9 protein-coding genes are annotated in these 12,722 nt (G+C 69.9%); 1 reads left to right on the forward strand and 8 read right to left on the reverse strand.

Annotated elements, in window-relative coordinates; all coding sequences use genetic code 11:
• The first annotated feature begins 140 nt into the window (after window positions 1-140).
• Window positions 141-3,809 (forward strand): multifunctional oxoglutarate decarboxylase/oxoglutarate dehydrogenase thiamine pyrophosphate-binding subunit/dihydrolipoyllysine-residue succinyltransferase subunit, encoded by a 3,669-nt coding sequence (locus MIAR_RS07260; protein WP_285633470.1) that lies wholly within the window; start codon window positions 141-143, stop codon window positions 3,807-3,809.
• A gap of 95 nt (window positions 3,810-3,904) precedes the next feature.
• On the opposite strand, the gene MIAR_RS07265 is transcribed toward MIAR_RS07260, so the two are convergent.
• The 8 genes from MIAR_RS07265 to MIAR_RS07300 all read right to left on the reverse strand — a co-directional run bounded on the left by MIAR_RS07265 (window position 3,905) and on the right by MIAR_RS07300 (window position 12,686).
• Entirely contained in the window at window positions 3,905-5,206 is a 1,302-nt protein-coding gene (locus tag MIAR_RS07265; protein ID WP_285633473.1) for an APC family permease, read from the reverse strand.
• Between the two features lie 108 nt (window positions 5,207-5,314).
• Window positions 5,315-6,322, reverse strand: a complete 1,008-nt coding sequence (locus MIAR_RS07270; RefSeq protein ID WP_285633476.1) for an N-acetylglucosamine kinase — start codon at window positions 6,320-6,322, stop codon at window positions 5,315-5,317.
• Window positions 6,319-7,575 (reverse strand): family 4 glycosyl hydrolase, encoded by a 1,257-nt coding sequence (locus tag MIAR_RS07275; RefSeq protein ID WP_285633479.1) that lies wholly within the window; start codon window positions 7,573-7,575, stop codon window positions 6,319-6,321. Before MIAR_RS07275 ends, MIAR_RS07270 begins: the two co-directional genes overlap by 4 nt.
• 36 nt (window positions 7,576-7,611) lie before the next feature.
• Window positions 7,612-8,757, reverse strand: a complete 1,146-nt coding sequence (locus MIAR_RS07280; protein ID WP_285633482.1) for an ROK family transcriptional regulator — start codon at window positions 8,755-8,757, stop codon at window positions 7,612-7,614.
• An 84-nt stretch (window positions 8,758-8,841) separates the two neighbouring features.
• Window positions 8,842-9,699, reverse strand: a complete 858-nt coding sequence (locus MIAR_RS07285) for an ABC transporter ATP-binding protein (RefSeq protein ID WP_285633485.1) — start codon at window positions 9,697-9,699, stop codon at window positions 8,842-8,844.
• Window positions 9,699-10,628 carry an ABC transporter ATP-binding protein gene (locus tag MIAR_RS07290; RefSeq protein ID WP_285633488.1) on the reverse strand — a complete coding sequence of 310 codons (930 nt, stop codon included), beginning with the start codon at window positions 10,626-10,628 and terminating at the stop codon, window positions 9,699-9,701. Before MIAR_RS07290 ends, MIAR_RS07285 begins: the two co-directional genes overlap by 1 nt.
• Window positions 10,625-11,689, reverse strand: a complete 1,065-nt coding sequence (locus MIAR_RS07295) for an ABC transporter permease (RefSeq protein ID WP_285633491.1) — start codon at window positions 11,687-11,689, stop codon at window positions 10,625-10,627. Before MIAR_RS07295 ends, MIAR_RS07290 begins: the two co-directional genes overlap by 4 nt.
• Window positions 11,682-12,686: an ABC transporter permease gene (locus MIAR_RS07300; RefSeq protein ID WP_285633494.1), complete on the reverse strand. Its 1,005-nt coding sequence runs from the start codon at window positions 12,684-12,686 to the stop codon at window positions 11,682-11,684. Before MIAR_RS07300 ends, MIAR_RS07295 begins: the two co-directional genes overlap by 8 nt.
• Window positions 12,687-12,722: the final 36 nt, after the last annotated feature.

The following is a 12,722-nucleotide window of genomic DNA, read 5'->3' on the forward strand; positions in this document are numbered from 1 at the left end:
CCGGAGCGAACCGCCTGACCGGGGAGCATCCCGATGGCGATTGGCATTAGGCTGGGAGACTGTTACAGACGTGCGACCCGACGCGCTCTCGCCGCCGAGCCGCATGCACAGCTTCAGCGATGAAAGTAGGGCGGTAGAGCGTGTCGAACCAGGTGACCGGCGTCGGGGGCGACGGGGGGTTCGGAGCCAATTCGTGGCTCGTGGACGAGCTGTACGAGCAGTTCAAGCAGGATCGCAACTCCGTCGACAAGGAGTGGTGGCCGATCCTGGAGAACTACACTCCGGATGCCGCTGCGGCGCAGACCGCGCGCACGTCGGACACGCCGAGTGTCGCACCGGTGACGGCGCCGATCCCCGTGATCGGTGCACAGCCAGTGGCCCGCACCACGACGAAGCCCGCGAAGCAGGCGCCGATCCCCGCACAGGCGCCCAAGCCGCAGGCCAAGGAGGAGACGGAGTCCGCTGAGGAGGACAAGGTCACGCCGCTGCGCGGCATGCCGAAGACCCTCGCCGCGAACATGGACCAGTCGCTGACGGTCCCGACTGCGACCAGCGTCCGCACCATCCCGGCCAAGCTGATGATCGACAACCGCATCGTCATCAACAACCACATGTCCCGCACCCGCGGCGGCAAGGTCTCCTTCACGCATCTGATCGGCTGGGCGCTGATCAAGACGCTCAAGGAGTTCCCCAGCCAGAACGTGTTCTACGCCGAGATCGACGGCAAGCCGTCGGTGGTCGCGCCCGCTCACGTCAACCTCGGCATCGCGGTGGACGTCCCCAAGCCCGACGGCACGCGCGCCCTGCTGGTCCCCAGCATCAAGCGCGCCGACACGATGACCTTCGGCGAGTACCTGCTCGCCTACGAGGACCTCATCGCGCGCGCCCGCAACAACAAGCTGACGGCGGCGGACTTCGCCGGCACCACGGTCTCGCTCACGAACCCCGGCGGCATCGGCACCGTGCACTCCGTGCCGCGTCTGATGAAGGGCCAGGGCGCCATCATCGGCGCCGGCGCGCTGAACTACCCGGCCGAGTTCCAGGGCTCCAGCGAGAAGGTGCTCACCGAGCTGGGCATCGGCAAGGTCATCACCCTCACCAGCACCTACGACCACCGCGTCATCCAGGGCGCCGGCTCGGGCGAGTTCCTGAAGAAGGTGCACGAGCTGCTGATCGGCGAGCGCGGCTTCTACGACGACATCTTCGCCGCGCTGCGCATCCCCTACCAGCCGATCCGCTGGAACGCGGACATCGCCGTCGACCTCGCCGAGCGCGTCGACAAGCAGTCCCGTGTCATCGAGCTCATCAACGCGTACCGAGTGCGAGGCCACCTGATGGCCGACATCGACCCGCTCGAGTACGTGCAGCGCTCGCACCCCGACCTGGAGATCGAGAGCCACGGCCTGACCTTCTGGGATCTCGATCGCGAGTTCGTCACCGGAGGCTTCGGCGGCAAGCGCGTCATGAAGCTGCGCGAGATCCTCGGCGTGCTCCGCGACTCGTACTGCCGCACCCTCGGCATCGAGTACATGCACATCCAGGATCCCGAGCAGCGGCGCTGGTTCCAGGAGAAGGTCGAGGTCAAGTACGTCAAGCCCGGCCACGACGAGCAGCTGCGCGTGCTGAGCAAGCTCAACGAGGCCGAGGCGTTCGAGACCTTCCTGCAGACGAAGTTCGTCGGGCAGAAGCGCTTCTCGCTCGAGGGCGGCGAGTCGCTGATCCCGCTGCTCGACGAGATCCTTCAGGGCGCGGCGAACGCGGGCCTGGACGGCGCAGCGATCGGCATGGCTCACCGTGGCCGTCTGAACGTGCTCACCAATATCGCGGGCAAGACGTACGGACAGGTGTTCCAGGAGTTCGAGGGAACCCTCACCCCCGGGAACCAGCGCGGCTCCGGCGATGTGAAGTACCACCTCGGCACCGAGGGCACCTTCGTCGCCGAGGACGGCGCCGAACTGCCCGTGTACCTCGCCGCCAACCCCTCCCACCTGGAGACGGTCGACGGCGTCCTGGAGGGCATCGCCCGCGCCAAGCAGGACCGCAAGCCGATCGGCACCTTCACCTGGCTGCCGATCCTCGTGCACGGCGACGCGGCGTTCGCCGGTCAGGGCGTTGTGGTCGAGACCCTGCAGATGTCGCAGCTGCGCGGCTACCGCACCGGCGGCACCGTGCACATCGTGGTGAACAACCAGGTGGGCTTCACGACGCTGCCGACCGACTCGCGCACCTCGGTGTATGCGACCGATGTCGCCAAGACGATCCAGGCCCCGATCTTCCACGTGAACGGCGACGACCCCGAGTCGGTCATCCACGTGGCCCAGCTGGCGTTCGAGTACCGCGAGCGCTTCCACCGCGACGTCGTGATCGACCTGGTCTGCTACCGCCGCCGCGGTCACAACGAGGGCGACGACCCGTCGATGACCCAGCCGCTGATGACCGACCTCATCCAGGCGAAGCGCTCGGTGCGCAAGCTGTACACCGAGGCCCTGGTGGGACGCGGTGACATCACCGAGGAGGAGTACGACAAGGCCAAGGCCGACTTCCAGAACCGCCTGGAGATCGCGTTCGCCGAGACGCACGCCGCCGAGACCGGCGCCACCCCGATCGCCCCCGAGCTGACGCAGGTCGACCCCCAGGTCGGCGAGCCCGAGGTCACCGGCGTGCCGCTCGAGGTCATCCACCTCATCGGCGACGCGCACGCGAACAAGCCCGACGGCTTCACCGTGCACCCCAAGCTGCAGCAGCAGCTCGACAAGCGCGTCGAGATGAGCCGCACGGGCGGCATCGACTGGGGCTTCGGCGAGCTGCTCGCGTTCGGCTCGCTGCTCGTCGAGGGCACCCCCGTGCGTCTGGCCGGTCAGGACTCCCGCCGCGGCACGTTCGTGCAGCGCCACGCCGTGCTGCACGACCGTGAGAACGGCCAGGAGTGGCTGCCGCTGACGAACCTGTCGGCCTCTCAGGGACGGTTCTTCGTGTACGACTCGCTGCTCAGCGAGTACGCCGCACTGGGCTTCGAGTACGGCTACTCGGTCGAGAACACCGAGGCGCTGGTGCTGTGGGAGGCGCAGTTCGGCGACTTCGTGAACGGCGCCCAGTCGGTCATCGACGAGTACATCTCGGCTGCCGAGCAGAAGTGGGGCCAGCAGTCCGGTGTGGTCCTGCTGCTGCCGCACGGCTACGAGGGCCAGGGACCGGACCACTCCTCCGCTCGCATGGAGCGCTTCCTGCAGCTGTGCGCCCAGGACAACATGACCGTGGCACGGCCCTCCACGCCCGCGTCGTACTTCCACCTGCTGCGTCGTCAGGCGTACACGCGTCCGCGCAGGCCGCTGATCGTCTTCACCCCGAAGGCCATGCTGCGCCTGCGCGGTGCCACCAGCCAGGTCGAGGACTTCACCCAGGGACGCTTCGAGCCGGTCATCGACGACGACCGCGCTCTGGACCGCGCCGCGGTGAAGCGCGTCGTCGTGCACGCCGGCAAGATCCACTGGGACCTGGCCAGCGAGCTGGAGAAGAACCCGAACCCCGAGATCGCCCTGGTGCGCCTCGAGCAGTTCTACCCGACGCCGATCGATGCACTGAAGGCCATCACGGACTCGTACCCCAACGCCGAGCTGGTGTGGGCGCAGGACGAGCCCGAGAACCAGGGCGCCTGGCCGTTCCTGGCGCTGGCGTTCGCCGAGGTGCCCGGCCCGCGGCAGTTCCGCGTGGTGTCCCGTCCTGCCGCGGCCTCGCCGTCGACCGGATCGTCGAAGGTCCACGCTGCCGAGCAGGCCGCGCTGCTGAAGCAGGCTCTGACGCTGGACTGAGCCGCGTCGCAGTCGACAGGATGCCGTCCCTCCTCGCGAGGGGCGGCATCCTTCGTCTCAACGGGTCATGAACGCCCCGCGGGTCGCGCGTCAGCCTAGGAGCGCGAGGTCCTGCGCAGGCGCCCTCGGACCACGCCGACCAGCACGGCAGCACCGGCGAGCAGCACCGGCACGATCAGCGCGGCGCCGGCGAGCGGCAGCATCGCCACGGTGAGCACCGCCGCGACCACGGCCAGTCGATGCCCGAGGGTCCGGCGCGGGAGCAGGCGCACGGCGGCGACCATCCCGAGCGCGTAGATGGCGACCATGCTCGCGGTGTGGATCAGGATGAACGGCTGCAGATCCCCGCCGGTCACCAGCACGATCGTGAAGTAGACCAGGATGATCGCGCCCGTCAGCAGCAGCGCGCGACGCGGCACCTCGCCGTTCCCGACCCCCTTCGACAGCGGGGCGGGAAGGTCTCCGGCCGAGGCCAGTGACGCGCCGAGCTTCGCGAATGCGGCGAGGTAGACGTTCATCACTCCGAGCGCCACGATCCCGGCCGCGGCGCCGACGAGTGCGGGCGCCGCCGACAGCCCGCCCAGGCTGGCGAGATCCAGCAGCACAACGTTCCCCTCCCCCGCGCGCGACCCGAGCGCTCCGACCGTGACGACCTGCAGCACCAGGTAGCTTGCGCCGGACAGCGCCAGCGTGACCGCCGTCGCGATCGGGATGGTCCGCCGCGGGTCGCGGAACTCGCCGGAGATGTGCGTGCCCACCTCCCATCCGGCGAATGCCCACACGAACATCACGACCGCGGTGCCCACGCCGCCCCAGCCGTGCGGGAGGAACGGTTCGAAACGGGCCGGCTGCACGGCGGGAGCCGCGACCGCGATGACCGTGACGACCACGGCCATCAGCAGGGCGGTGAGCACGAGCTGCAGCCAGCCGGCCACCCGCACGCCGAACAGGTTGGTGATGAACGGCAGCGCCAGGAACGCGAGGGCCAGAAGCGGCACCATCCCGGCGTCGATGCCGACGATCGTCGCGATGTAGCGGGCGCCGAGCATCGCCACGACGGCGCCTCCCGCAGCCACGCCGAACATGAACCAGTAGCCGGCCGCGCGAGCCGCGGTCGGGCCCAGCGTCCGCCGCACATAGGAGGCGACTCCGCCCGGGTCCGGATGCCGGGCCGCCAGGGCCGCGAACGTCCCGGCCAGCGGGATGGCGAGCAGAGTCACGATGGCCACCGACAGGATGCTCGCGGGCCCCGCGGCGCGCGCGGCGAGCCCGGGAAGCACGAGCAGACCCGTGCCCAGTACGGATGCCAGGTACAGCGCGATCCCCGGCCCGAGGCCGAGCCGCCCGGCGGGCGCTCCGGACGAGGGTGCACGGAGGGTGGATTCGCGGATGCTCACCCGCTCACGATAGCCAGGCCCGGGGACACCGGAACCACCGCGCGACCGTCGCGCGCGAGGAATGGCCGGATTGCGTCGGAACGCGACCGGAAGGCGTCGAACGGATGCTCAGAGCAGCACGGGCCGGGCGAATCTCTCATCCGATTCCAGCTCCGCGCGCACCCCGGCGAGTGCGCCGGCGTCGACGCCCACCCGCTCGAGCGCGAGCAGCGCCGCCCCCAGGACGGGCGGTGAGTCGACGATCGTCAGGAACGCGCGAGGGATCCGCAGCGAGATCCCCTCCTCGATCCCGGACAGCAGCAGGGGGTCCCGTGCTCGTGCGACGCCACCGCCGAACACGATGGGAACGTCGACCTCGAGCAGCCCGAGCCGCCGGATGCAGGCGTGGGCGTAGGCGACCACCTCATCCGCCTGCCGGCGCACGACCCGCTGCGCGACGACGTCTCCGTCTGCCGCGGCGCGGAAGACCAGGGGCGCCAGGTAGCCGAGGCGGTCGCCCTCGCGGCGCCCCAGATGCACGTCCTCGATCATCGCGCCGACGCTCGGGGCATCGACGGCGTCCAGCAGCAGCGGGAGCAGCTCCGTCCACGGCCCGCGTCCGTCCTCCGCCCGGGCGGCGTGCCAGAGCGCCGCGGCGCCGAGCTCTGTCCCGCCGCCCCAGTCCCCCGACAGCGGTCCGAGGGCGAGGAAGCGCACGTCGGTCCCGTCCTCGCGCACGCCGATCGCGTTCATCCCGGTGCCGCAGATCACGGCCACGGCGTTGCGGGAATCGGTGCCCGCGCGCAGCAGGGCGTGCAGGTCGTTCTCCGCGACCGTGGGGCCCGCCGCCCAGGGCAGGTGGGCGATGGCCGCGCGGAAGGCCCCGATCTCCTCGTCCAGGTCAAGACCGGACAGGTACACCCCCACCTGCGCGAGCCGCCTCGGGTCCCGCCCGTCCAGCACCCGGTCGATGAGACCGTCGATGACGTGCACCGAGTTCCTCAGTCCCTCCACCTGCGGGCTCGATCCCGAGCCGCGCTGCCAGCCCAGCATCCTGCCGCTCAGGTCGAGCAGCACGACGTCGGTCTTCGAGCCCCCGCCGTCGACCGCGATCACCAGATCCGCCGCCACGGTCATGCCCATTCCAGGAAGCGCGAGTTCGCCGCCATGAGCAGGTCGGTGAGCTTCTCCGCGCGGTCGTGCTGCATCACCAGCGGGTGCGAGCGCATGGCGCGGAGAACGCGGTCGCGGCCGCCGTTGACGGCCGCATCCAGCGCGAGCCGCTCGTAGCCCGCGACCGCGCTGATGAGTCCTCGGATGTCGTCGGGCAGCGGAGCGACCGGCTCGGCGACGAAGCGTCCGTCCACGTGCCGCGCCGGCACCTCGATCACGTGGTCGTCGGGCAGGAAGGGCAGCACCCCGTCGTTGCGGAGGTTGACCACGCGCGGTGGCTCGGACCCGCCGCGGATCGCCAGCAGCAGCTCGATCGCGGCTTCGGAGTAGTACGCGCCGCCGCGCTTCTCCAGGATCTCGGGCTTGGTGTCGACGCTGGTGTCCGCATACAGCGCCAGCAGCTCCTGCTCGATCGCGCGCACCTCGTGCGCCCGGGTGGACTTGTGCAGCTGCTCATGCAGCACCTCATCATGCGCGTAGTAGTAGCGCAGGTAGTACGAGGGGATCACCCCCAGCTGTGCGAGGAGCGCGGGTGCCAGCTGCACGTCGTCGGCCAGCTCCTGCAGATCGCTCTGCAGAGCCTGCGGCAGGGTATCGACGCCGTCGATGAAGACCCCGCGCTCCCAGGTCAGGTGGTTCAGCCCGACATGCGCGAGTGCCACGCGATCGGGCGAGACACCGGCCTCGGCCGCGAAGCGGCGCTGGAAGCCGATGGCGACATTGCACAGGCCCACGGCGCGATGCCCTGCCTGCAGCAGAGCCCGGGTGACGATGCCCACCGGGTTGGTGAAGTCGATGATCCAGGCATCCGGCTTGGCGTGCGCGCGCACGGCCTCGGCGATCCGGAGCACGACGGGCACCGTGCGCAGCGCCTTCGCGAGGCCGCCCGGCCCGGTGGTCTCCTGCCCGATGCAGCCTGCGTCATGCGGCCAGGTCTCGTCCTGATCACGGGCGTCCTGCCCGCCGATGCGGAGCTGGATCAGCACGGCGTCCGCATCCGCCACCCCCGTGACGAGGTCATCCGTGGTGCGGAACCGGGTCGGGTGGCCACCGCGCGCCAGCATCCGCTTCGCGACACCGCCGACGAGCTCGAGCCGCGACGGGTCGGTGTCGACCAGGACGAGTTCCTCGATCGGCAGTTCGGCCTGCAGGCGGATGAAGCCGTCGATGAGTTCGGGCGTGTAGGTCGATCCGCCGCCGACGATGGCCAGTTTCATGTGCTCTCCTTGTGTTCGTACCGGTTGCGCCGTGGCTCACCAGGTGGGGATTCGGTCTTCGAGACGGGTGCGGATCTGCTCGACGAGCAGCCGGCGCGCGCCCGCGAGCACCGAGCTGTCTCCGGTGACGCTCAGGCGCACGTCAGTGTCGGGACGTTCGCCGCTGCGCAGCTCGTGGGCGACCATCGCCGCGAGCCGCTCGCCGCCGGCGAGGGACGTCGGCCCGCCGAGCACGATGAGCTCGGGGTCGAGCACGGCGAGCACGGGTTCGATGGTCACGGCGATGCGCGCCGCGACCGTCCGCAGCGCCGACTCCTGACTCGCGAGGGCTGCGATGCCGCCCGGGTACCGAGCGCCCGCGGGCGCGTCCACGAGCGCGAGGATGCTGTCCGATCCGAGCAGCTGCGTGGTCACCGCGCCGCTGTGCTGGGAGCGTCCGGCCACGACGAGGTAGCCGATCTCACCGGCCCCGCCGTGGGCTCCGCGATGGATCCGGCCGCCCAGATCGACGCCCACGCCCAGCCCGACGCCCAGCCACAGCAGGGCGAAGCTGTCCGCCTGCTGCGCGACGCCGAAGGCCCGCTCCGCCATGGTGGCGAGATTGACGTCGTTCTCCAGAACGACGGCTACGCCGAGTTCGGACTCGATGCGGGCACGAGCCCCGACGGACGGCCATCCGGGCAGGGAGTCGGTCAGGGACAGGGCGTCGGACTCGCTGCTCACCGCGGCCTGGACGCCTGCGGTCACCACCTCCACGGTGCTCCGCTCGATGCCGGACGCCGCACACGCCGCGTCGATCGCTCGGTCGATGTCGCGCTCCGGCGAGCGCTGCTCGCCGCGCATCTCGAGTTCCACGATCGGATGCCGGAGGTCCAGCGCGTCGACGACCACCGCCTGGATGCAGTCCTCGAGCATGCTCACCGCCACGCCTGCGACGCGATCGCTCCGCACGCCCCAGCTCACGGCGCTGGGGCCACGGCTGCCTGCGACCTCGCCGACCGGCCCGATCAGCCCCGCGCTCTCCAGCCGCGAGATCATCTGCGTCGCGGTGGGCTTCGACATCCCGGAGAGCTCGCCGAGCCGGGTGCGAGTGAGTGCTCCGTGCTCGAGGAACAGGTGGAGCGCCTCGCGGTCGTTCCGCGTGCGCAGCCACGCGGACGTGCCCGGGTCGATCTGCGACATGAGTGCTCCTCTCGGGGTTCGTCGTCGTGCGGGGGCGCCGCACGACGAACGGTCGCCTGCGGGGGAAGGGAATCGATTCGGCCGTCAGCCTGCGGCGAGTTCCGCGCGGACCTCGTCGCGCAGCCGGCCGAGGTTCTCGGGTTCGGGCGCGGCGGCGAGGAGCGTCCTGGTGTACTCGTGCTTCGGGTCGAGGATGACCTCGTCGGCCGGGCCCCGCTCCACGACGTCGCCCTTGTAGAGCACCATGATCTCGTCGCTGAAATGACGAGCCGTGGCGAGGTCGTGGGTGATGTACAGCACGCCCAGGTGGTCCTCTCGTTGCAGGTCGGCCAGGAGGTTCAGCACGCCGAGCCTGATCGACACGTCGAGCATCGACACCGGCTCGTCCGCCACGATGAACCGTGCACCCGGAGCGAGCGCGCGGGCGATCGCGACCCGCTGCCGCTGGCCCCCGGAGAGCTCGTGCGGCCTGCGATCGACGAACGACTCCGCGGGAGACAGCCGCACCCGCTCCAGCAGCTCGAGCGCGCGCTCGCGCACGCTCGCCCCGGACAGCCCCGGATGATGGATCCGCAGCGGGCGCTCCAGGTGATGCATGATCGTGTGGAACGGGTTCAGCGACGCGAACGGGTCCTGGAACACCATCTGCACCTCGGAGCGGTACGCGGCCCTGGCCCGCCCGCCGCGACCGGTCGGCCGCCCGTCGAGCAGGATCTCCCCGCTGGTGGGGCTCTCCAGCTTCATCAGCATCCGCGCGATCGTCGACTTCCCGCTGCCGGACTCGCCGACCAGCGCGACGGTCCTCCCCGCTTCGATGGTGAACGAGACGTCCTTCACCGCGTGCAGCACGTTCGTCCGCATTCCCGAACGCAGGTGGAAGTCCTTCACCAGGTGTCTGGCCTCCAGCGTCGGCGGCTGGGTCCTGGAATCCGTCGTCCTCATCACGATCCCTCTCCGGTTCTTCCGGCCGCTTCCGTGCCGACGAGACCCGATCCGGCGCGGACGAATCCGCCCCGCTGCCCCCTCAGGCTCGGGAAGCTCGACAGAAGCCGCCGGGTGTACTCGTGCTCGGGTGCGCGGTAGATCTGCTCGGCAGGACCCTGCTCGACGATCCGTCCGTCCAGCATCACCGCGATCCGGTCGCTGATCTCGATCAGCATCGGAAGGTCGTGGGTGATGAAGATCACGGCGAAGCCGAGCTTCTCGCGCAGCCGCATGATCTCGCGGATGATCCCCCGCTGCACCACGACGTCCAGCGCGGTGGTCGGCTCGTCCATGATCATCACCTGCGGGTCCAGGGCGAGCGCCATCGCGATCATCATGCGCTGGCGCATGCCGCCGGACAGCTCATGCGGGAAGCTGGCGAGCCGAGCGGGATCGACGCCGACGAGTGTCAGCAGCTCCTCGGCCCGCGTCTGCTTGTCCCGCCGCGACATGCCGGGCCGATGCGTGTCGAAGATGTCGAAGATCTGCGCGCGGACCGTGATCACCGGGTTGAGCGAGTTCATCGCACCCTGGAAGACCATCGAGATCTTGTCCCAGCGGAACGCCCGGAGCGCTCCGCCACCGAGGGCGGCGACGTCGATGTCCGCACCGGATCGATCGTGGAAGACGATCTCACCCGAGGTCATCAGCGCCGGCGCCTTCAGCAGCCGGTTGAGCCCGTATGCGAGCGTCGTCTTGCCGCATCCGGACTCTCCGGCGAGACCCAGGATCTCACCGCGGTTCAACGTCAGCGAGACCTCTCGGACCGCCTGCACGGGCGGATCCACCTCGTATTCGATCGTCACGGCGCGCGCCGTGAGCACGGGTTCGACATCCGCAGGTGCGGACTCCGGCTCCGCGGCGGGCGCGATGATGAGGTCGGTCATGCCGCCACCTTCTCTCCCCTGGTGGCTGCTTCGGCGCGCTGGGCGCGGCGCTGCCTGCGCACGGCCGCCGGTGCGAGCCGCAGCTTCGGGTTCACGATCTCGTCGATCGCGAAGTTGATCAGCGAGAGGCCCGTGCCGATCAGGGCGATGATCGCGCCCGGCGGCACGAACCACCACCAGGCGCCGCTGCCGACCGCCTGTCCGGTCTGCGCATCGTTCAGCACGGTGCCCAGCGTGATCGACCCGGTCGGACCGAGGCCCAGATAGGACAGACCTGCCTCGCCGAGCACGGCGAAGATCACGCCGAAGATCAGCTGAGCCGCCAGCAGCGGCACGAGGTTGGGCAGGATCTCCACGAAGATGATGCGCAGAGGACGCTCGCCCGCGACCACGGATGCCGCGACGTAGTCCCGCGTGCGCAGGGACCTCGCGGTCCCGCGCAGCACCACGGCCGATCCCGCCCATCCGGTGATGCCGAGCACCAGGGCCACCAGCAGCGAGCTGCGGGCCAGCGCTCCGAGCCCTTCGGTGTGCTGCACGTAGGTCGCGATGATCATCACCAGAGGCAGCCCCGGGATGACGAGCATGATGTTCGTGATCAGCATCAGCACCTCGTCCAGTGCGCCACCGAAGTATCCGGCCAGGACGCCGAACACCAGTGCGAGCAGCAGCGCCACCAGTCCGGCGACCACTCCGACGAAGAGCGACCCCTGGGTCCCCGTCGCGATCTGCGCCAGCACGTCGTGACCGAGCTTGGTCGTGCCCAGCAGGTGCGCGGGAGACGGCGGGAGCAGCGGTTCGTGGGATGCATCGTGCGGGTCCCCCACGACCAGTGGACCCAGCAGACCGAACAGCGCGATCGCGCCGATGATGATCAGACCGCTCAGCAGCTTGCCGGTGATCCTCGGCAGAACGCGCCCGGAGCGGCCCATCCGCGCGACCGCGACGGTGTGCGTGTCCGCGGGTGCGTCGTGCGCACCCGCTTGAGTGCGCGCGCTCGTGGGCGTGACTGCGCCCGTGTCCGCGCCGGCGCCTGCGGGCGCCTCGATCAGTTCAGCCATTTCTCCGCACCCTTGGATCGATGAACCCGTACAGCAGGTCGACGAGCACATTGGCGGCGAGCACCGTGAGGGTGATCACCAGGAACACGCCCTGCATGAGCGCGTAGTCCAGCCCCTGCACGGCCTGGATCATCAGCTTGCCGATGCCGGGGTAGCTGAACACCTGCTCGGTGACGATGGACCCCGCCACGACGAACCCGAGCGCGATGCCGAATCCCGCCAGGCTCGGGATTGCCGCGTTCCGCGCGGCGTAGGCACGGCGGATCCGAGACGGCCGCAGCCCCTTCGCCTCCGCGGTGAGGACGTAGTCCTCGGCCATCTCCTGCACCATCATGTTGCGCATGCCCAGGAGCCATCCGCCCACTGAGGAGATCACGATGGTCGTCGCCGGCAGCAGCGCGTGCACGACGACGCTGCCGATGAAGCCGAGGCTCCATTCCGGACCCGCCGGATACTCGAACACGCCGTAGCCGCCGAAGATCGGCAGCAGGCCGAGCTGCACCGAGAAGACGGCGACCAGCACCAGGGCGAGCCAGAAGTACGGAATGGACTGCAGGAACGTCGTCACGGGGACCAACTGATCGACCCAGGTCCCCCGTCGCCATCCCGCCCAGGCTCCCGCGACGATCCCGATGACGAAGGAGATCACGGTCGCCGTCCCCACCAGGGTCACGGTCCACGGCAGAGCGTCGGCGATGAGGTCACCCACCGACGCGGGATACCGCGTCGAGGAGACACCGAGGTCCCCCTGCAGCATCCGCCCCCAGTAGACGAGGTACTGATCCCACAGGCTCGTGTCCTTCCCTGTGCCCAGCAGCGCGTGGATCGATGTGATCGTGGCCTCCGAGAGCGGGCGCCCGCCGCTGGCCCGGCGCAGCTTGCCGATCATGATCGCGGCAGGGTCGCCCGGCATCATCCTCGGCAGGAGGAAGTTGAGCGAGACCGCGGCCCAGAGCGTGATCACGTAGAAGACGACTCGACGCGTCCAGAACCTCATGCGCTCCTCCTCGAGACCCGAACCATGTGCGGAGGC

Origin of the sequence: Microbacterium arabinogalactanolyticum (genome assembly GCF_030268005.1) — a bacterium.
Classification (GTDB): Bacteria; Actinomycetota; Actinomycetes; order Actinomycetales; family Microbacteriaceae; genus Microbacterium; species Microbacterium arabinogalactanolyticum.